Origin of the sequence: Sulfuricella denitrificans skB26 (genome assembly GCF_000297055.2) — a bacterium.
GTDB classification, from domain to species: Bacteria; Pseudomonadota; Gammaproteobacteria; order Burkholderiales; family Sulfuricellaceae; genus Sulfuricella; species Sulfuricella denitrificans.
The window spans coordinates 2,595,837-2,616,140 of record NC_022357.1 but is presented as its reverse complement, the minus strand read 5'-3'; the positions used below and the strand labels follow the sequence as shown (position 1 = coordinate 2,616,140).

The window sequence follows — 20,304 nt, the reverse complement described above, 5'->3', positions numbered from 1 at the left end:
TTAGGCTTTTACGCAATGCGAGATTAAATGGACCGTCTTGAATTACTTGAAAACTGGCTGAAGCCACAATTTCCTGGCGCATCTTATACGCTAGCCCCAGCGTCGGCCGATGCCAGTTTCCGTCGTTACTTTCGGGTGAGCCTGCCGGATTGCTCGCTGATCGTGATGGATGCACCACCGGAATTCGAGGATTGTCGGCCGTTCATTCATGTGGCGGAACTGTTGCGGGATGCGGGCGTCCGCGTGCCGCACATTCTGGCGCAGGATTTGCAGCAGGGCTTTTTGTTGCTGACCGACCTGGGCAGTACGACTTATCTGGATGCGCTGAATCAGGCCGAGGCGGCAGCGGATACATTATATGCTGCTGCTGCCGGAGCGCTGATCAATATTCAGCTGGCCAGTCGTCCGGCTGTGCTGCCGGATTACAATGAAGCATTGTTGCTGCGCGAAATGCGGTTGTTCCCGGATTGGTACGTGAGCAAGCACTTGCAGATTGAATTGACTCATGCCCAGGCGGAAACGCTGGGTGGGGCTTTGACCCAGATCCTTCAGAATAACCTGTCTCAGCCCAAGGTCTTCGTGCACCGTGACTACCATTCCCGCAATCTGATGGTAGACGGCGACGAGCCGGGCATTCTGGATTTTCAGGATGCGGTATACGGGCCGATTACTTACGACCTGGTTTCCCTGTTCAAGGATGCCTATGTCCACTGGGAGGAGGAGCGGGTGCTGGACTGGACGATACGCTATTGGGAAAAGGCGAAGAAAGCGGGGCTGCCGGTGTCGCGCGACTTTGCCGAGTTTTACCGCGATTTTGAATGGATGGGCGTGCAGCGCCATATCAAAGTGCTAGGCATCTTCGCCCGGCTTTGCCATCGCGATGGCAAGGAGAATTACCTGAAAGACATGCCGTTGGTGATGGCTTACTTGCGCAAGGTGTGCGAGCGCTACCGCGAGTTGGGCCCGCTGCTGAAGCTGCTGGACGAGCTGGAAGAAAAAAAGAAAGTCCTGAGTCCTGAGTTAAAAGTTCTGAGTCCGGCGAATCGTTGCGCGACGTTTTTTTCTCAGGACTCCGCACTCAGGACTCAGGACTCGCAATGAAAGCTATGATCCTCGCCGCCGGGCGCGGCGAGCGCATGCGTCCGCTCACCGATCTCACGCCTAAACCTTTGTTGGAGGCGGGGGGCAAACCGCTGATCATCTGGCACATCGAAAAACTGGCGCGGGCCGGTTTCACGGAGCTGATCATTAACCACGCCCACCTCGGCGAAAAGCTCGAGGCGGCCCTCGGTGATGGCAGTCGTTTCGGGGTGAGTATTTGCTATTCTCCCGAGATTGAAGCGCTGGAGACCGCTGGCGGCATCACCAACGCCATGCCGTTGCTGGGGCCGGAACCCTTCCTGGTGGTCAACGGCGATATTTTCTGCGACTATGACTTCACCGACCTGCCGCGTGAACTGGGTGAGTTTTCGGCCTGGCTGGTACTGGTGGATAATCCCGATCACCACCCCGATGGGGATTTTGCATTAAGGCAGGGCAAGGTGCTGGATGATGGCGAGCACAAACTCACATTCAGCGGGATAGGAATCTACCGCACTGAATTATTTTCGGCTATTGCTCGTGGGACGAAAGCCAGGCTCGCACCGCTGCTGCGCGAACAGATGGCTGCAGGTCGGGTCGGCGGTGAGCATTACCACGGCTTGTGGCTGGATATCGGTACGCCGCAGCGGCTCCATGCGCTGGATGGCTTGCTGCGGAACTCCGGGCGGGAAGCGCACTCTGAATAGGACATGATGAATTACCAGCTATACACTCAGCGCCGCCGCCGGCTGGTCGATCAGATGCAGGATGGCGTGGCGGTGATCCCCACTGCGCCTGAGCGCTCCCGTAATCGGGATAGCAGTTATCCTTATCGATTCGACAGCTATTTTTATTACCTTACTGGCTTTGGTGAACCTGATGCTGTGCTGGTTTTGGTCGCCGGAGCTGCACCCAAAAGCATCCTGTTCTGTCGTGAGAAAAACCCCGAGCGCGAAGTCTGGGACGGATTTCGCTATGGTCCTGAGGCGGCGCGCGAGACTTTCGGTTTCGACGAGGCTTATCCGATTGGTCAGTTGGACGAGATGATGACCAAGCTGCTCGCCGACCAGCCCAGCCTGCATTTCCATCTCGGTGCCGACAGCGTCTGGGATGCGCGGGCGGTGGGCTGGCTTAACGCGGTACGGGCCGAGGTGCGCAACGGCATTGCGGCACCGTCCGCAATCAGGGACGTGCGCGTGCCGCTGGACGAAATGCGGCTGATCAAATGTCCTGAGGAAATCGCCACCATGCGCCGCGCTGCCGAAATTTCCACCGCCGCGCATCGCCGTGCCATGCAGCAGGTTCGACCGGGGCGGCACGAATACGAAATTGAAGCGGAATTGCTGCATGATTTTCGTCGCCAAGGCGCGCAGGCACCGGCGTATTCATCCATCGTGGCGGGAGGCGCCAATGCCTGTGTGCTGCATTATGTGGATAATAGTGCCGGACTCAGGGATGGTGATCTGCTGCTGATCGATGCCGGCTGCGAACTGGATGGCTATGCCGCCGATATCACTCGTACTTTTCCGGTCAACGGGTGCTACAGCGCTGCGCAAAAAGACGTGTACGAAATGGTGCTGGCGGCACAGGCAGCGGCAATCGGTGCCGTGAAAATCGGTGCCAGCTGGGATGATCCGCATCAGGCTGCCCTCAAGGTGCTGGTGCAGGGCATGATAGACCTTGGCCTGTTTACGGGAAGCGTGGACGGGCTGCTGGAATCGGGCGATTACAAGCGCTTCTACATGCATAAGACTGGCCACTGGCTGGGGATGGATGTGCATGACGTGGGCGACTACAAGAAAAGCGGAGAGTGGCGCAAGCTGGAAGCAGGCATGGTGTTGACTGTCGAGCCTGGTTGCTATATCCGGCCCGGCGAGGGCGTGCCTGAGCATCTGTGGAATATCGGTATCCGCATCGAAGATGATGTACTGGTGACAGCGCAGGGTTGCGAAGTATTGACGACGGCAGCCCCAAAAACAGTGGCTGAAATTGAAGCAGTCATGGCGGAGGCTATATGAGCGACGAATTCGACGTCATCATTGTGGGTGCTGGGTTGGTTGGCGCGTCGTTCGCACAGGCGATGAAGGACAGCGGGCTGAAGCTGGCGCTGGTGGAAGGCGTGGCGCCGACTGCTCCAGCGCCGGAGTGGACCAGCCGGGTCTACGCCATCAGTCCGGGCAGTATCGAGTTCCTCAGCGAAAGCGGGGCCTGGCAGCAGTTCGATGCCGCCCGCATTGCCCCGGTGCTGGGCATGCACATTTACGGCGATGACGGGAAGTCCAACCTGGATTTCGACGCCCATCAATCCGGGCTGTCCGAATTGGCGGTGATTGCGGAAGTGCGCCATATGCAGTACGGTCTGTGGCAGGCGCTGCAGCGGCAGGAAAACCTCGAGTTGTTCTGCCCGGCACGCTGCGCCAGCATGAGTTTGCAGGAAGAAATCGCCGTGCTGCGCCTGGAAGATGGCCGCGAATTGCGTGCTCCGCTGATGGTCGGCGCGGATGGGCGGGACTCCTGGGTGCGTTCGCAGGCTGGCATGGATGCCGAACCTGCACCCTACCGCCAGATGGGGGTGATTGCCAACTTCGAAACCGAGCTGCCCCATGGCGATGCTGCCTGGGAGTGGTTCCGTGGCGACGGCGTGCTGGCCTTCCTGCCTTTGCCGGGCGACCGCGAAGGGCAGAGCAAGGGCCCCTCTGGGGATACGACCCCGGAGCGCCATCGTATTTCTATCGTCTGGACAGCGTTCGAGGAGCGTGCGGCCGAGCTGATGGCGCTGCAGCCGGATGCGTTCTGCCAGCAGGTGCAGGAGGCGAGCCTCAGCGCCCTGGGTGAATTGAAACTGCTCAGCAAGCCTGCCGCGTTTCCGCTGCGCTTGCTGCATCTGGAACACTTGGTCAAACCTCGAGTGGCACTGATCGGAGATGCCGCTCACAATGTTCATCCGCTTGCGGGACAGGGTGTCAACCTGGGTTTTCAGGATGCGCGGGAGCTGGCGAAAGTGCTGAAGGATCGTGGCCCTCAGCCGGACTGCGGTGATTATTTCCTGCTGCGTCGCTATGAGCGGGCGCGTAAGGCGGACATTCTGGCGATGCAGATGGTGACCGACGGGCTGCAAAAGTTGTTCAACAATCGCAACCCGGCACTGAAGCTGGCGCGCAATCTGGGTCTTTCCATTACCGGCAGCTTGCCCTGGCTGAAAAACGGCCTGGTGCAACATGCGGTGGGGCGGCATCTCAACTAATTAAATTTTTTACCTTGAAGGAAATTGTAATGCGTTCAAAATTTTTGGTTTTCCTGGTGTCGGGTTTTTTCTTTGCCGGCGCGGCACTGGCTGATACCAAGCTGGGTGCGGATGAGGTGGGGGTGAAGGCCGCCATCGAGAAGAGGTTTCCAGATATCAAGATCGATAGCCTGCAAAAAACCCAATTCGGTGGCCTGTATGAGGCTGTCATGGAGGGAAGCCAGGTTTTCTACACCGACAAAACCGCCAGTTTCATTCTTGTCGGCAACTTGATCGACGCCAAGACCCAGCGTAATGTGACAGAAGAACGGATTCGCGATTTGATGCGGGTGAAATTCGATACGTTGCCGTTGGAATCGGCGATCAAGCAAGTGAAGGGTAACGGCAAGCGCAAACTGGCGGTGTTCTCTGACCCGGATTGCCCGTATTGCAAGAAGCTCGATGCTGAACTGGAAAAGGTCACCGATGTGACGATTTATACTTTCCTCTATCCGATCGCCAGTCTCCACCCTCAGGCCGGAGACAAGGCCAAGGCGGTATGGTGTGCGCCTGATCGCGTCAAGGCGTGGGAAGATTTGATTCAGAAGGGAACCGTGCCGCAGGCGGGTGGCAAGTGTGAAAATCCCTTGGCGAAAATCGCCGAGCTGGGCCGCAAGCTCAAGGTCAATGGCACGCCTACGATCATCTTCGCCGACGGGATGCGTGTTCCCGGTATGATTCCAGCTGCTAATCTGGAAAAGCTGCTTAACGGGGAAAGGCCACAGAATTGAAAGAGATATGGAACCAGCGTTATAGCGGGGACACATTTTTCTACGGTAGCGACCCCAACGCTTTTCTGGTCTCGCAGCTTCATCGGTTCAAGCCAGGGCAAACCGTTCTGGCCGTGGCCGATGGCGAGGGGCGTAACGGCGTCTGGCTTGCCCGGCAGGGACTGGATGTGACGGCGGTGGATTTTTCCCCGGTGGCAGTAGAAAAGGCGCAACGACTGGCGGGGCAATACGGGGTGACAGTGCGCCACGAAATCAGTGACCTGTTTACCTGGAACTGGGGTGAAAACCGCTTTGATGCTGTTGTGGCGATTTTCACCCAGTTTGTTGGCCCTGAACAGCGACGCATCCTGAATGAACTGATGCTACGCGCTCTCAAGCCGGGCGGTTTGCTGATCCTGCAGGGCTACCGGCCAAAACAACTGGAATACCAGACCGGCGGACCTTCCAGCGTAGAAAATCTGTACACGGCAGAAACCCTGCGCGAGGAATTTTCTTCCATGGAAATTCTTCATCTCGCCGAACATGACGACGAAATTTGCGAAGGGGATGGCCACTGCGGCTTATCGGCGCTGGTGGACTTGGTGGCACGCAAGGGTTTTTAAGGCTATATTGAATTTAGATTCATTCTAAAGGAGGGTCGGACATGAAAATTACGAAGAAGAAACTGCTCGAGGAACTCAACAAAGATCTGGAATGGGAATACGCCGCGGCGGTACAGTACGTTCAGCATGCTTCCGCGATCACCGGTGCACAGTATGAGTCGATCCAGAAGGAATTGATCATTCACTCCCAGGAGGAGATGATGCATGCCGTCATGCTGTCCGACCAGATTGATTTTCTTGGTGGGGTGCCCACGGTGGACGTGGAAAAGCGCGAAACCGACAGCGACAGCTTGGCGATGTTGAAGCAGGATCTAAAAGGCGAGGACAATGCCATCAATCGCTACAAAGAACGGATTGCCCAGGCCGAGGCGCTCAAGGAGTATGGTTTGCGCCGGGTGCTCGAGGATATCCTGATCCAGGAGGAAGAACACAAGCGTGACCTGCTGACGGTAATCAAGTCGAAATAGAGTAATTCAACAATAAAACGGCTCCTACAAGGAGCCGTTTTATTTAGGAAGCGGTCTGTTTACGCTTCGCCAACAAGGCCGGATTCTTCGGCGCCAAAGTATTTCTTTATCCGGTAAAGCAGGGTGTAGCGACTGATGCCCAGCAGCTTGGCAGCCCGGGTGCGGTTGCCTCTGGTCTGTTCCAGGGCTTGCAGGATGAGATCGCGCTCGGTCTGCTCCAGATTGAGCGGGGCAGCCGCAGGGCTGGATGTGGCAACGCGCTGACCACCGCGGATGTTGAGAGGCAGGTTTTCCACGCCGAGGGAACCACGTTGGAAATTGCACAATATCGTCAGGCGCTCGCACAGGTTTTTCAACTCGCGCACGTTGCCGGGCCAAGTGTAAGCCTTGAGCACTTTCATGGCTTCCGGGCCGAAGGAAACTGCACTGAGACTGTGCTGCTGTGCCGCCATTTCAACAAAGTGCTCTATCAGCAAGCTAATGTCGCCCGCGCGTTCGCGCAGCGGCGGCACCTCCATCGGCACCACCTGCAAACGGTAAAACAGGTCGGCGCGGAAGCGGCCGATCTTTACCATTTTTTCCAGGTCGCAGTTGGTTGCGGCAATCACGCGGACGTTGGCCTTGATCGGCTGATCGTAACCCAGCGGCAGGATTTCGCCGTTTTCCAGGAAGCGCAACATTTTGGCCTGCGCCGTTAGCGGCAGTTCGCCGATCTCGTCGAGGAATAATGTGCCGTTGTGGGCTGCCCGCACCAAGCCATCACGGTCGACAACGGCGTTGCTGAAAGCGCCGCGGCGGTGGCCGAATAGCTCCGACTCCACCAGGTTTTCCGGAAGGTTGGCGCAGTTGACCGCAATGAAGGGCCGGCTTGCCAAGGGGCTGTGAGTGTGCAGGAAGCGCGCCAGATTTTCCTTGCCACTGCCCGATTCTCCGCTGATCAACACGGTCGCTCGGGTGGCGGCAACCAGCTGTGCCGTATTCAACAATTGGCGGAAGATGGGTGAGTGGCCGATAAGAGAGAAAGCATCCATGAGGCATAGTATAAGAATACTGATTTCATACGTCAATATCCGATTTGTGAGTCAATTGATTTTAGAGAGTCGGAAGTCCCGCTACCCTAAATATTCTGCCAGCCAGTAGCTTTAACCATCAACAAAGGTTGGTGAGACAGATCTGCCCTTTAGGATTTAATCCATCATTATTTTTGCGGATCACTGCAATTTGAAATCAGTATGAAATATACGCATAATGCAAAGCTATGCGTTTTCAAACCCTTCGTCGCTTTGTCATTCTTGCGCTGTTCGCCATGGTGTTCAATGCCCTAGCCGCCACGGTGACCTATGCCATAGCGGCTGGAAAAGGGGTGGTCGTGGTGGAAATGTGCTCCTCGTTCGGCCTCAAAAAAATCGCCATATCCACAACTAGCGGAGATACGCGGCATTCCCCTTCTTCCGTCCCAACAGCTAAACATTGTCCGTTCTGCCTGTCTCCTGATCATGCCACTGTTGTTTTTCAGACAGCAGATAGCCCGCCACCCATTTTTATTTCGGTTTTCTTGCCATCAGTTATGGCAGCATGGGCACCTGTCCATGACCCACAATCCCTTTGGATTGCCTCGCTAAAACAAGAGCCCCCCGTTCGTTCCTGATCCTCACCTTATAGCACTTCTGTGCCAGCCAGCCGTGTCGTCGTGCGACTTGGCATGTCGGTTCTTTGAAGTACAATATTCACGCCGGTTTCGAGAATAAACTCAAGCAGCTATGTCTACTATCCAGCGGTCAGCCGTCTTATCGGCTGGCCCAAGCATATGCCGCAGTTGTGGCGTCTGGACAGAATATTTTTCAGAGCGAAGTCGAAAATGAATAAGTATAAAAATGGGGTATCTATGAAACGCTATCTACTCTCAGCCGTCATCGCAATGATCGCAGCGAATGCAAATGCCTCTTGCGGGTCGGCCTTCTGTTCTGTGAACACTAGCTGGGATACACAAGGTCTTTCCAGTTACGAGGGGTTGCGTGTCGACATGCGCTATTCGTATGCAAAGGCTGATCAGTGGCGTGCCAGGTCGTCAAAAATCACGCCAGATACGCCGAGTGGTAGTGATGCGGAAATCGAAGACAAGCGCACCGTTAATCAGGTGCTCAACCTCGATGCAGACTACACGATCAATTCGCGCTGGAATATCGCGCTTGGCGTCCCGCTGGTCAAGCGTGACCACACCCATACCTTCGATTCATCCGTCACCACCCCATTCGAACAACAAGCAAAATTTACCGAGTTGGGCGATATTCGGGTAATCGGAAAATACAAATTTGATCTGGGAAACCTGAATTCGGGGAGCGGGATACGGTTCGGTCTTAAATTGCCCACTGGCGCTATCAACAAAACCATGACACCGTCCGATCCGGCTAACAATCCGACTGTTCCTTATGCGCTGGAGCGTTCCAGCCAGCCAGGAACCGGCAGTACTGATGCCATTCTTGGCGCCTACCATTTCCGTAATCTGCCGGGCACCAATTGGGGCTGGTTTGCCAGTGGTCAGGTACAGACTGCAATTGCCTCCCGTGATAATTATCGACCGGGGAGAGAGCTAAGTTTCGATCTTGGAGCTCACTATGCGATAACGCCTGCACTTAACGCCTTGCTCCAGCTGAATGCGCAACATCGGGAGCGAGACTCGGGAGGCTACTCCAACGTGGCATCGGGCGGCTACTCGTGGAACTTAAGTCCTGGCCTCAGCTATGCGATAACTCCGCAAACTCAATTATATGGATTCGTGCAAGCGGCCCTGAAACAGTACGCAAATACCGACCCGGCTGATCCGGCATCCGGGCAGCTGACTGCACCGTGGTCTCTGGCGGTGGGGGTCGGCCACCGGTTCTAAGCTTGTACGCGCTGTCGGGAAGATCTGGTCGCACTTGCCTAAGCTGTAAAAGAAATGTCTCGATCTCGACTTGGTTGCGTGCTGTGCGAGATAACAATGACTTATCATTGGCATGAAAATTGTCATAGATCAACCTTTGATGTTAAGGCGGCCTTTTGTCGCCTGAAAACGATTTTTGACAAAATTAAAAACGAGGGAGCGAAGCTGAAAATGAACGACAAGGCGTTGCGGGGGTTGGTGGTTGGGGTGTGTGCCAGCATGGCGGGTTCGGGGTGGTGTGTCGATGTGGATCAGAAATCCGATACGCAATTGCAAGAGATGGTCATCAAGGGCGATAAACCGGCTGTTCCGGCCAATTTGCCGGCAACGACCGAGGGTGTGACGGCAAAACAGATCGCAGAAAGTATCAATGCGGTGACCTCTGCCGAGGTGATCAAATACCTGCCGAGCATCGTTGTTCGCGAGCGCTACATCGGCGACCGCAACGGCATCGTTTCGACGCGGACGACCGGCACCATTTCCAGCGCGCAATCCATCGTCTATGCGGACAACCTGCTGCTCTCGAATTTTCTTGGTAACAGCTACAGCTACCCGCCGCGCTGGGGCATGGTATCGCCGGAGGAAATCGAACGGGTCGATATCATCTACGGCCCGTTCTCTGTTCTTTATCCCGGCAACTCGATGGGCGGCGTGGTTCAGATGACGACCCGGATGCCGGAGAGATTCGAAGCCCACGCGAATCTGCAGGTTTTCCGGGAAAGTTTCAACCTCTACGGTACAAACGAAAATTATGATGGCGCGCATGCCAGCGCATCCATTGGCAATAAAATTGGTGACTGGTCTATCTGGATTAGCGGGGATCATATCGATACGCATGGACACCCGATGAGTTTCGGTACCGCCACCGCAGGGGGGGGCGGCACTATGACCGTCACCGGCGCGTATAGAGACACCGATCCGACGGGTGCGGTGCGGGTGATTACTGGTGGTTACAGCATCGACCATACCGTGCAGGACAACGGCAAGTTCAAGCTGGCTTATGATTTCTCTCCGACTGTGCGTGCCACTTACACTTTGGGGGTCTGGCAGAACAACTCGGATACCAGTGTCGACAGCTACCTGAAGGACGCACTCGGGAACACGGTTTACAACGGGAACGTCAAAATCGACGGAACTAATTACAAGACGGCCAGCTTGAGTCCGGGCCACGCTGAAAGCGAGCACTGGATGCAGGGGTTTTCGGTAAAATCCAATACACGAGGCGAATGGGATTGGGAAGCGGCCGTCAGCGCTTACGACTACAACAAGGATATTTCCCGCACGGCAAACTACACTGCAAACAATGGGGTGGATTTGGGCACTGGGGCTATCCGCCAGGGCGGACAAGTTACCTTGATGGACGGCACCGGCTGGCAGACTCTCGACCTGCGCGGCGAGTGGCGCCCCGATGGTGACCTGAAGAGCAAGCACCAGGTAAGCTTTGGTTATCACATTGATCGCTATGAATTAAACTCCAATACCTATACTGTCGCTACGGATTGGCTTACCGGTGCCGCGGGGGCTTTGAGCTCGAATTCGAAGGGAAGGACGGAGACCCAGGGGCTGTACCTTCAGGATGCCTGGCGCTTTGCGCCCGACTGGCAGTTGGTCGTAGGCGGTCGCCAGGAATACTGGAAGGCATTTGACGGGAGTAACTACAATTCTGCCAACCCCAACCCCTACAAGCAACTGAACTATGCTGACCGGACAGACACGGCCTTTTCGCCCAAGGTTTCACTCTCCTTCCAGGCATCGACAAACTGGGCTTTGCGGGGATCACTTGGCAAGGCGGTTCGCTTCCCGACCGTCAGCGAGATGTTCCAGACTTTCACCGGGCCCGGAGGTATAAAGACGAACGATCCAAACCTGAAACCGGAGCAGGTCGTCTCCGGGGAACTCACGGCAGAGAGGGCGCTGCAAAATGGACTGTGGCGTGTTTCGCTGTTCCAGGAAGACAAGCAGGATGCGCTCGTTTCACAAACCGATACGACAGTGTCGCCTAACATCACAAGCATCCAGAATGTCGACAAGATTCGCACCTACGGCATCGAAACCGCACTGCAGCTTAGCGATTTGTGGATACGCGGCTTTGATCTTTCCGGCAGCGTCACTTATACCAATTCGAAGATTCTGCAGGACACCCAGCACCCGGCCTACGTCGGCATGGTTCAGCCGCGCATCCCGGACTGGCGGGCAACGCTGGCCGGTATCTACCATGCGTCCGATCGACTCTCCTACAGTTTGGCGGCCCGTTACAGCGGCCGTCAGTACAACCTCCTGGATAACAGCGACATCAATCCCAGCACCTATGGAGGGGCCAGCTCGTTTTTGGTGGCTGATGCCAAAGTTGTTTACAAGGTCGCGAAACAGTGGAGCACATCTCTTGGCGTAGACAACATCGGCAACTACAAGGCCTATGTCGCCCACCCCTATCCGCAGCGCACCGTGTTTGCAAATTTGAAATTTGATTACTGATGGGATGGCGGGAATGAACAAAATCGCATTTGGCCTGCTGGTTGCCGTGATGAACCTGGCGGGGTGGGTTCAGGCCGCAGACCAGACCGCCCACGCAGAGCATGGTGCGCCATCTTCTCTTCAGGACAGGGAAAAAATGTGGAAAGCGATGCTGGCCAAGCCGTCGCTCGCGGTTTCCGTCGCGTTCGACGAGAAGGGGGGGCTGTGGCGGGCATCGGTGCGGGACGGGTATGTTTCGGTGGATTTTTCCGGCGATAGCGGAAAATCGTGGGGCCAGCCAGTCAAGGTCAATGCCGAGGCGGAGAACATCGCCGCGGATGGCGAAAATCGCCCCAAGATACTCGTCAGAAAAGGGGTCATCTACATTTCCTATACTCAGGCGCTGGAAAAGCCGATGACCGGCGATATCCGCTTCAGCCGTTCGCTGGATGGCGGCAAGACGTTCTACGCGCCGCTCACCGTCAACGACAACCGGGAAATAATCAGCCATCGGTTCGAGGCGCTGGAAGTGAACGACCGGGGGCAGGTTTTTCTCGCCTGGCTGGATAAACGCGATTTGAGCGCTGCCATCAGGAAAGGCGAGAAATATACCGGGGTAGGCGTTTATTACGCGGTGTCCGACGATGGCGGCGCAAACTTTCATACCAATGCCAAGGCCGCCGACCATTCCTGCGAGTGCTGCCGCGTAGCAATGGCGCTGGATGCCGATGGTACGCCGGTGGTTTTCTGGCGCCATGTGTACGGCAAGAACGAGCGCGACCATGCCATGCTGCGGCTGGATGGCAAGTCTTCGCCGATCCGCGTCAGCCACGACCGCTGGGAAGTGGATGCTTGCCCGCATCACGGTGGCGCGCTGTCTATCGCATCCGATGGTGTCTATCATTTCGCCTGGTTCGACAATGCGCCTGAGAGGCATGGGCTGTTTTATGCCTACTCCACTGACCAGGGCAAGACTTTTTCCGTGCCGCTGAATTTCGGCAATTACGATGCGCAGGCCGGCCATCCATATGTGCTGAGCTTCGGCAAGTCGGTGCATGTAGTCTGGAAAGAATTCGATGGACAGAACTCGGTCATCAGAGGAATGTCCTCCAGCGATGGCGGCAAGTCGTGGTCGTTGCCGCGCCAGATTGCCGCGACCGCCGGCGCTTCGGATCACCCCCTGCTGATAGCCGACGGCACTCAGCCCTATTTGTCGTGGAACACCGCCAAGGAAGGCTTCCGACTGATCGGGATGGAGCTGTGATGCGGCGACACCTATGTTTGGCAATGGCTGTGCTGTCGATGCTGACCCTTCCCGCGGCGGCACAAGATCTCAAGCCCTTTGTCGCCGGTAGCATGAAGGAAATTACCGCAGCCCGGCAGGGCAAGCCATTCATCCTGGGTATGTGGTCGCTGACCTGCACCCATTGCCGGGAAGATCTCGCCTTGCTGTCCAGCCTGGTAAAAAAGCATCCCGATCTTGATCTGGTACTGGTTGCTACCGATACGCCGGAAGAGGGCGAAGAAATCGGTACTACGCTGCGGCAATCCGGGCTCGGAGGGGCGCAAGCCTGGGTTTTTGCCGACCCTTTTGCGGAACGCCTGCGCTTCGAGATCGACCCCAAATGGCATGGCGAACTGCCACGCACTTATCTTTACGATCCTTCCCACAAGACCTTGGCTTTCAGCGGCAAGCTCGATGGCTTGCAGTTAGAGCAATGGCTGAAGAAATACTACACTCGTCGCTAACGTCATTAATTTCTCCCCGCCTCACCGCCGAATATCCGGCGTTTTTTTTTGCACTTCAACTTCATCCGGCAATTTGGCCGGTTGTGTCAACTCACGCAACTGCGCCAAATGGCACCGCATTGATCTGCATCAACCTGTTGTTTTTCAAAGCATGCGTTGATGGCATGAAGGTTGCTGAGTAAATCCCCTGTCTAAATTGAAGATAAGAACATCCCGATATCTGGGTGTCGCAAATTTACACATTGTCAAAGGGGAGTAGTTGAAGATGAAACAAAGGAATTATTTATTGCAGTGGTTAATCGTGGGAATTTGCGCCGGTATGACGGGTAGTGCCTGGAGCGCCGAAGTTGGCCAGGATACCGCTCAAACCATGAAGGAGGTGGTGGTGACTTCCACTACTATCGACGACCGATTTGAATTCAAGCGCGACGAGCCGTCGAGTATCAGCGTGATCAGCGGTAAGGAGGTAGATGATGCTCACATCGAGAACGTCATCCAGGTGTTGCGCTCCATCCCTGGGGTGACGGCTGACTTGTCCAGTGGCGACGAGATCAAGATCAAGCTACGAGGCATTGAAAACCAGCGCTATATGGGCGAGAAGCCGGGTGTGGCGATCGTGATCGATGGTGTGCCGGTGTTCGAACGCACCGGCAAGGTCAATATTGACCTCGACAACATTGAATCGATCAAGGTAATCAAGGGGGGTGCCTCCTACCTGTTCGGCGAAGACGCGCTTTCCGGCGCGGTGATCATTACCACCAAGCGTGGCGCCAAGTATGCCGGTGCAACTGTAAGCATGGAAGCCGGTTCGTGGGGTTACGAGAAACAGATGGCGCGAGTGGGATTCTCTGGTGAGAAAGGCAACGGTCACATCCAGGCCTCGCACCGCTACGGCGATGACTATTATTTCCAGTCGTCATACAAGACGGATTATCTCAATGGCAATTTCAATCTTTATCTATCCGATACCAGTGATCTGACTTTCGGCTTCGAAAAATCAGACCGTAGCAAGGATAAGCACGGTTCGGTAAAAGGGGTGACTCAGGCCGAATTGGACCCACAAGGTGTGCTCGGGCGTGACTATACCCGCAAGTATGCTGTCGATCTGCAGAAGCTCAATCTGACCTATTCCAATAATTACGATCCCAGGAGCAATATTCTCCTGATGGGCTACGAATACCGAGACCGCACGAATTTCCTGTCGGCACCCCAGTCGCTCTATACCAACGGAACCAGCGTGTTGCCTAGTGACCCAGGTTACTACGATGCCTACACTACTCTCAACAACTGGCAACAGGTACAACGCGGCGCCAAGGGCGAGTGGCGTTCCTCGACCGGCAATGTCGGCTGGCTGGCCGGGCTGGATTTGCGCCGCAATGAATATCAGCAGTTGAACAAGGCCGGGGTGGATTATTGCAGCCGCAAGCAGGGTGCGGCCTGCGCGCCAGGCGCTTCAGTGACGGCTGGCACCATCATGACGGATGACAGTACCGACGAGTCGGTCAACGGTGCTTATGGTGAGGTCAAGTTCAGGCCGGCCACCGACTGGACACTGACTTTCAACGGGCGTTACGATGAACTGGGACTGGATTATTCCGCCAAGCCGGGTAAAGACAACGGCTATGTCGCGATTAACCGTTCTAAATCGTTTCAGAACAGTTCTTGGCGGGCTGGGGCGAATTATGCGCTTAAAAGCAACATGGACGTCTATGGCAATCTTTCCACCGGCTTCCGCACGCCGACCGTCGACCAGCTTTATCGTGGCTCGATTTCCCCGTCAAGCGGCAAAACGGCAAACAACGAAAATCTGAGACCTGAGGAATCGCTCAACCTTGAGTTTGGCCTGCGTACCAAGACCGAATGGTTCGGCATTGAAATGGATGCGGATGCTTCGATATTCCAGATCGACCGCAAGGACTACATCATGGCCACCACCGGCCAGTATGCCGGATCGAGCCCAACGATTCAGGAGATGTACGATAACATCGGCGGTGTACGCAACCGTGGCTTCGAGCTGGCTCTGAAGAGCGACCGGAAGCGTGAATATGCCTTCGATCTGGCGTACAGCTACATCGATGCCTACTTCACCAAATACGATAACTTCTACCAGGTGCTCGGCAGTATTTATGCAACCAATCCTACCATGGTGCACTTCAATAATACCGGCAAGACGGTGCCGCGGGTGCCTTCTAATCAGGTCAATCTGACTGGTCACTGGCAACCCTCCAGCCAGTTCCACCTCGGCCTGGAAATGGATACCAAGTCCTGGGCCTGGGCGGATGAGATCAACCAGGAAAAACTGCCTGGCCGCACGCTGTTCAACTTGCTGGCCAACTACGATATCAGGGAAAAAGGGTTCCTGAGTGCCAAGTGGTCCTTGTTCGCACGAGTAGACAACCTGTTTGACCGTAAGTACTGGGTCACTGCACGCGGCACCAACGACCAGGCCAATTACATTACCGGGGCATACGACAACATATACAACGCCAACGACCTTTCCATCGTGGTAGGCCGGCCGCGCACCTGGTATGCCGGCGTATCGGCAACCTTTTAAGCAACCAGGAACAGGAGAGCATTCATGCAAAGACCAATCAACCTGATCCTGTCGGCAACCCTGATGCTGACCTGCGCCTCTGCCGTGGCGGATGGAAGGCCAGCCGGAAACCCGGCGGTTGCCGCTGCCGGCCAAGGCAAATGGCAGACGCGGGAGTGGACCAAGTACCCGCTGATCACGCCGATGATGGGCAGAGGTGGCGACCGTGCGGTGGCGAAGCTGGCGGTAAAGAACCTTCAGTCCGCCGAGCTGGAGGTGTTCGCCGCCGAGGGGCCGGATGACCGTCTGCGCCGCCAGTTTCCGGTCACTCCAGAGGGAACCCGGATCGAGGCGGTGATGCCCAAGATCGGCAACTACCACTGGGTGAGTGCGCGCGAGGAGACGGAAGGGAAAGTGACGGTAGCTTCCACTGCCTACTTTTTCGGTAATCCTGGCGCGGCGCCGACCGCATTGCTGCTGAAGCAGAAATACGAGCTGGAGATTGTTCCCCAACCCCTGCCGCGCGAGCACGGTTCCTACCGTGAAAGCGATAAATGGCAGTTCCTGCTGCGCTTCAATGGCCAACCGCTGGCTAACAATGAGCTGAAGATGGAGACCGAGTTCGGTACCAAAACGGCCTTCACCAGCGACGCGCAAGGGTGGGTGACGGTGCTGTTCCCGTTGGATTTCAAGCCGGTCGACCCCGCCAAGACGCATGATCAGCACATGGGTCCGCGTAAAGGCAAATTCGTGCTGGCCGTGGAGCATGACGAAGGTGGCAAGCATTATTTGACCGCTTTCAACTATGCCTATTCGCCCGACGCCATCACCGGCAAGAGCTTGATGGCGGGCGCCGGTTTTGGCGTGTTCGGCATGCTGCTCGCCGCGCCGCTGCTGCGCCGCAAGAAAGCCGCTAACAAAAATTGCGCGAAGGAGGCATGATGTTTAAATCGATTTTTCCCACACTAGGCCGTTTCCGGTTGTTCATCCAGATTTTCATGCTGCTGTTGACCGTCTACGGTTCCAATGTGGTCGGCTTCTATATGGCGGAAAAAATTTCCAATGCGCTCCCCGCGCTATCCTGTGCCTTCGACCAGCAGAACGGCTCTTATTGCGTGCTGATCCCTACCCAGCACCAATTGCACCACCGTGTCGGCGAAGCGCTGATCAAGGCCCAGCAGTTCACCTTTCAGATGGTGTTGCCGCTGTTGTTCACTCTGCTCACTTTCTTCACCTTCTTCGTGGTGCTCAACAAGGCATTTTGCGGCTGGATTTGTCCGCTCGGCACGATCCAGGAGCTGATCAACAAGCTTGGGCGGCGGCTCAACCTGCCCCTGCGCCGCTTCGAGAACGGCAGCGTAAGCAAGGTGAGGCCGGTGAAGTGGCTGATGCTGATTGTGTTGGTGCTGGCGCTGCCCCTGCTGGCTGGGCTGGGCGTGACTCCCCATGCCACCGGCGATGCATACTGCCAGGTTTGCCCGTCGCGCCTCGCCACCACTTTGCTGACCGCCAATACCGAACAGATGGCGATCCGCACCGGCAGCACCCTGGATTTTGCTTTCGGCGCCATAGCCAACACTTTGTTCGGTTTCATGCTGGTGGCGGCGTTGGCGGTGCGTCAGCCATTCTGCCGTATCTGCCCGATGCTGTCGTTCAACGCCACTTTCCAGCGTTTGTCGCCGATGCGGCTGGTGAAAAAACAGCACGACAAATGCGACAAATGCGGCATCTGCGCCAAGGCTTGCCCGATGGACATCCACGAGATCGCTCGCGAGCATGGCACCAAGGCATTCCACGAGGATTGCACTCTGTGTGGCCGTTGCGTCGAGTTCTGCCCGGATGACGGTGTGATCCAGATGAAATGGGGGCCTCTGACGCTGTTCGGTTCCAGCCGTGAGTATTACAAGCTGCGCATGAAGGGCGAAATGCCGGACGGCACGGTCAAGATAGTTGCCGCGCCGCGCAAATCCGGTCAGGAGGCTGAGCGTGCTTGATGTCATCATGCCTGGCGGCGCAGCGCCTCTGCCGGAGACTATCAGCCTGTTCTCGGTCTGGCTGCTGGGCGTTTCCATGGGGCTGACCGCCTGCACCGTCACCTGTCTGCCGTTCATGGGCACCTGGGTGCTGGGGCGCGGTGGCAGCAACCGCGAGGCGCTTCTCGATACCGGTATCTTCGTGCTCGGTCGGGTAACGGCTTATAGCCTGCTCGGCGGTCTGGCCGGGGCGCTCGGGGTGTGGCTTACCCACGCCCTGAGCAGTGGCGTGGGCAATGCCTTTATCGGCATGGCCAGCCTGGGTGCCGGCGTCTGGCTGCTGTTGCCGTCACGGCGCAAGACGGCGTGCGGCGCGGCGCAACGGGGGGCGGGTACCCCGCCTTTCCTGCTCGGATTTTCTTTGAGCCTGACGCCGTGCGCGCCGCTGGCCTCTCTCCTGGCGGTGTGCGCGCTGTCCGGCGGCACACTATCCGGCGTGGGCTACGGCCTGTCTTTCGGTTTGGGCGCGGCACTCACCCCGCTGCTGGTGATTGTGCCCCTGCTGAGCTTGTTCGGACGCAATCTGCGAGAGGGGCGGCAGTGGCTGGGCAAATGGCTGCGCTGGGGAGCGGCAGTTGTATTGATCGCGATCGGGTTGCGCCGTTTGATTATGTTATTCTAGGCGCCATTTTGGATCGTATTTGGAATACGCAATGATGCAAGTCGAATCCGACCGGGAGTGGCCGCGTTGGCTACCCTCGTTCGGTCTGGTCGTTCTCCTGCATGCGACGGTATGGTGGGGATACACTCATTTCAAGAGCGAGCTCATTCCGCCTCGGCCCCTGCCGGTGGTGCAGGTTTCGCTGATCGCCCCGCCTGCCCCCACGGAACCGAAAGTGGTACCGCTGCAGCCCCCGCCACCCAAAGTGGAGCGGCAGCCGAAACCGGTTGTGAAGAAAGCGGTTTCGGCACCGACACCGGTTCCGGTGATGCAGCCGGTAGTGGAACACGCGCTACAGCAGGCGCCGGTGGCGATAGCGCAGCCATCTCCGCCGGCTCCATCCCCCCCGGCGGCGCCTGCGCCCGAGCCGGTGCTGGAGTTGCCACGCTATAATGCCGCCTATCTCAGCAACCCGCCGCCAGCCTATCCGCTAGCGGCGAGGCGGCGCGGCATTGAGGGAACGGTGTTGGTGCGCGCCGAAATTTCGGCTGGTGGCGAGTGTCAACGTGCCGAGCTGAAAAAAACCAGCGGTCATGAAATGCTCGATCATGCCGCGCTGGAAGCTGTAAAGAAGTGGCGCTTCATGCCCGCCAAACGAGGCAGCCAGGCGGTTGTTGCCTGGGTCGAGGTGCCGATTACGTTCAAACTCGAAAATAATTGAAAACAGGATATTCTATGCCCCATTTTTCCTCGTCTGATATCGTCGTCATCACACTGTGGGTTCTGGCCGTGTTTTCGGTCGTGACCTGGACCCTGATTGTCGTCAAGGGTTGGGCGCAATGGCGTTTGTCGCAGGAAAACAAGCGCTTCGGCCTGGCATTCTGGAATGCCAAAGGCTTGCTTGAGGCGGAGCGGATTACCGCCAGTGCTACCGGGCCTTTAGCTCGCCTCGCCCATTGTGGCTTTACCGCACTGCGCGACATGCACAAGGGTGGCGAACAGAATCTGCAGCACAGCGGTGACCAGCAGGACATCCTGGAGCGCTGCCTGCGCAGCCAGGTGCAGAAGGAGCAGAACAGGCTCGATAGCGGCTTGATGGTGCTGGCGAGCATCGGCTCCACCGCGCCCTTCGTCGGTCTGTTCGGCACGGTGTGGGGCATCATGCATGCCTTGCAGGACATCAGCAAAAGCGGCTCCGCCGGGCTGGACGTAGTGGCCGGCCCAATCGGCGAGGCACTGATCGCCACCGCCCTCGGCATCGCCACCGCCATCCCCGCTGTGCTGGCCTACAATTACGGTCTGCGCCGCACCCGCTTGTATGTAGCTGAAATGGAGGATTTCACTACCGATTTCCTTCACCTGGCGATGAAGTCCGGTTTCAGGGTGGAGTAAAGCGATGGGATTGCACAGCCGTTCCGAACAGACCGCGATGAGCGAGATCAACGTCACGCCGCTGGTAGACGTGATGCTGGTGTTGCTGATCGTGTTTATCGTCACCGCGCCGCTCTTGATGCAGGCCGTCAAGGTCAACCTGCCCAAGACCGCAGCGGTGTCGCCGATGAAGCAGACCAAAACCATCCAGATGGCGATCGACGCCCAAGGCGGTGTATTCATCGACCAGCGCCTGATCCACTTCGACACGCTGGAGGCCGAGCTGAAAAAGATCGCTGCCCAGGATGCAGACCCGAACGTGCAGCTGCACGCCGACGAAAGCGTGCGCTATGGCCGTGTTGCCCAGGTGCTGGCGATGCTGCAACGGGTCGGCATCACCAAGCTGGCTTTTGTTACCACTCCTATCGGCAAGGTGCCGGCTCCGGAAGAAAATCACAAGCAGTAACCCAACAGGGT

21 protein-coding genes are annotated in these 20,304 nt (G+C 56.8%); 20 read left to right on the top strand and 1 reads right to left on the bottom strand.

Annotated elements, in window-relative coordinates; all coding sequences use genetic code 11:
- The first annotated feature begins 27 nt into the window (after positions 1 to 27).
- The 7 genes from SCD_RS12650 to SCD_RS12620 are packed head-to-tail and all read left to right on the top strand — an operon-like array spanning position 28 to position 6,163.
- Positions 28 to 1,101 carry an aminoglycoside phosphotransferase family protein gene (locus SCD_RS12650; RefSeq protein ID WP_009207681.1) on the top strand — a complete coding sequence of 358 codons (1,074 nt, stop codon included), beginning with the start codon at positions 28 to 30 and terminating at the stop codon, positions 1,099 to 1,101.
- Positions 1,098 to 1,787, top strand: coding sequence for an N-acetylmuramate alpha-1-phosphate uridylyltransferase MurU (gene murU, locus SCD_RS12645; protein ID WP_009207682.1), 690 nt, complete (start codon positions 1,098 to 1,100; stop codon positions 1,785 to 1,787). Before SCD_RS12650 ends, murU begins: the two co-directional genes overlap by 4 nt.
- A 3-nt stretch (positions 1,788 to 1,790) precedes the next feature.
- Complete coding sequence (gene pepP / locus SCD_RS12640) at positions 1,791 to 3,098, top strand: Xaa-Pro aminopeptidase (protein ID WP_041673496.1); 1,308 nt, start codon at positions 1,791 to 1,793, stop codon at positions 3,096 to 3,098.
- On the top strand, positions 3,095 to 4,324 hold the full coding sequence (locus SCD_RS12635) for a UbiH/UbiF family hydroxylase (RefSeq protein ID WP_009207684.1): 1,230 nt from the start codon (positions 3,095 to 3,097) through the stop codon (positions 4,322 to 4,324). Before pepP ends, SCD_RS12635 begins: the two co-directional genes overlap by 4 nt.
- A gap of 29 nt (positions 4,325 to 4,353) precedes the next feature.
- Positions 4,354 to 5,094 (top strand): DsbC family protein, encoded by a 741-nt coding sequence (locus tag SCD_RS12630; protein ID WP_009207685.1) that lies wholly within the window; start codon positions 4,354 to 4,356, stop codon positions 5,092 to 5,094.
- Positions 5,091 to 5,696: an SAM-dependent methyltransferase gene (locus tag SCD_RS12625; RefSeq protein WP_009207686.1), complete on the top strand. Its 606-nt coding sequence runs from the start codon at positions 5,091 to 5,093 to the stop codon at positions 5,694 to 5,696. Before SCD_RS12630 ends, SCD_RS12625 begins: the two co-directional genes overlap by 4 nt.
- A 41-nt stretch (positions 5,697 to 5,737) precedes the next feature.
- Positions 5,738 to 6,163 carry a ferritin-like domain-containing protein gene (locus tag SCD_RS12620; protein ID WP_009207687.1) on the top strand — a complete coding sequence of 142 codons (426 nt, stop codon included), beginning with the start codon at positions 5,738 to 5,740 and terminating at the stop codon, positions 6,161 to 6,163.
- 59 nt (positions 6,164 to 6,222) lie between these two features.
- On the opposite strand, the gene SCD_RS12615 is transcribed toward SCD_RS12620, so the two are convergent.
- Entirely contained in the window at positions 6,223 to 7,194 is a 972-nt protein-coding gene (locus SCD_RS12615) for a sigma-54 interaction domain-containing protein (protein WP_009207688.1), read from the bottom strand.
- A gap of 227 nt (positions 7,195 to 7,421) precedes the next feature.
- Between SCD_RS12615 and SCD_RS16215 the strand changes: the two genes are divergently transcribed.
- From SCD_RS16215 to SCD_RS12560, 13 genes are all read left to right on the top strand, one after another.
- Positions 7,422 to 7,811, top strand: a complete 390-nt coding sequence (locus SCD_RS16215; protein ID WP_084607531.1) for a DUF2946 domain-containing protein — start codon at positions 7,422 to 7,424, stop codon at positions 7,809 to 7,811.
- Between the two features lie 237 nt (positions 7,812 to 8,048).
- Positions 8,049 to 9,047 carry a transporter gene (locus SCD_RS12610; RefSeq protein ID WP_009207689.1) on the top strand — a complete coding sequence of 333 codons (999 nt, stop codon included), beginning with the start codon at positions 8,049 to 8,051 and terminating at the stop codon, positions 9,045 to 9,047.
- 210 nt (positions 9,048 to 9,257) lie between these two features.
- Positions 9,258 to 11,561, top strand: coding sequence for a TonB-dependent receptor (locus SCD_RS12605; RefSeq protein ID WP_009207690.1), 2,304 nt, complete (start codon positions 9,258 to 9,260; stop codon positions 11,559 to 11,561).
- Between the two features lie 13 nt (positions 11,562 to 11,574).
- On the top strand, positions 11,575 to 12,804 hold the full coding sequence (locus SCD_RS12600; protein WP_009207691.1) for a sialidase family protein: 1,230 nt from the start codon (positions 11,575 to 11,577) through the stop codon (positions 12,802 to 12,804).
- Entirely contained in the window at positions 12,804 to 13,289 is a 486-nt protein-coding gene (locus SCD_RS12595) for a TlpA family protein disulfide reductase (protein ID WP_009207692.1), read from the top strand. The genes SCD_RS12600 and SCD_RS12595 overlap by 1 nt, the downstream gene beginning before the upstream one ends.
- A complete protein-coding gene (locus SCD_RS16485; protein WP_148290784.1) occupies positions 13,259 to 13,471 on the top strand; it encodes a hypothetical protein in 213 nt (70 codons plus the stop codon). The genes SCD_RS12595 and SCD_RS16485 overlap by 31 nt, the downstream gene beginning before the upstream one ends.
- A gap of 104 nt (positions 13,472 to 13,575) precedes the next feature.
- Positions 13,576 to 15,843: a TonB-dependent receptor gene (locus SCD_RS12590; RefSeq protein WP_009207693.1), complete on the top strand. Its 2,268-nt coding sequence runs from the start codon at positions 13,576 to 13,578 to the stop codon at positions 15,841 to 15,843.
- 24 nt (positions 15,844 to 15,867) lie between these two features.
- Positions 15,868 to 16,764: a hypothetical protein gene (locus tag SCD_RS12585; RefSeq protein WP_009207694.1), complete on the top strand. Its 897-nt coding sequence runs from the start codon at positions 15,868 to 15,870 to the stop codon at positions 16,762 to 16,764.
- Positions 16,761 to 17,816: a 4Fe-4S binding protein gene (locus tag SCD_RS12580; RefSeq protein ID WP_232504407.1), complete on the top strand. Its 1,056-nt coding sequence runs from the start codon at positions 16,761 to 16,763 to the stop codon at positions 17,814 to 17,816. The genes SCD_RS12585 and SCD_RS12580 overlap by 4 nt, the downstream gene beginning before the upstream one ends.
- The gene (locus SCD_RS12575) at positions 17,809 to 18,477 is read left to right on the top strand and encodes a sulfite exporter TauE/SafE family protein (RefSeq protein WP_009207696.1); all 669 of its coding nucleotides are present in this window, start codon (positions 17,809 to 17,811) and stop codon (positions 18,475 to 18,477) included. Before SCD_RS12580 ends, SCD_RS12575 begins: the two co-directional genes overlap by 8 nt.
- A gap of 31 nt (positions 18,478 to 18,508) precedes the next feature.
- Entirely contained in the window at positions 18,509 to 19,177 is a 669-nt protein-coding gene (locus SCD_RS12570; RefSeq protein ID WP_009207697.1) for an energy transducer TonB, read from the top strand.
- 14 nt (positions 19,178 to 19,191) lie between these two features.
- Positions 19,192 to 19,848, top strand: coding sequence for a MotA/TolQ/ExbB proton channel family protein (locus tag SCD_RS12565; protein WP_009207698.1), 657 nt, complete (start codon positions 19,192 to 19,194; stop codon positions 19,846 to 19,848).
- Positions 19,849 to 19,852: 4 nt separating this feature from the next.
- Positions 19,853 to 20,293, top strand: coding sequence for an ExbD/TolR family protein (locus SCD_RS12560; protein WP_009207699.1), 441 nt, complete (start codon positions 19,853 to 19,855; stop codon positions 20,291 to 20,293).
- Positions 20,294 to 20,304 lie beyond the last annotated feature (11 nt).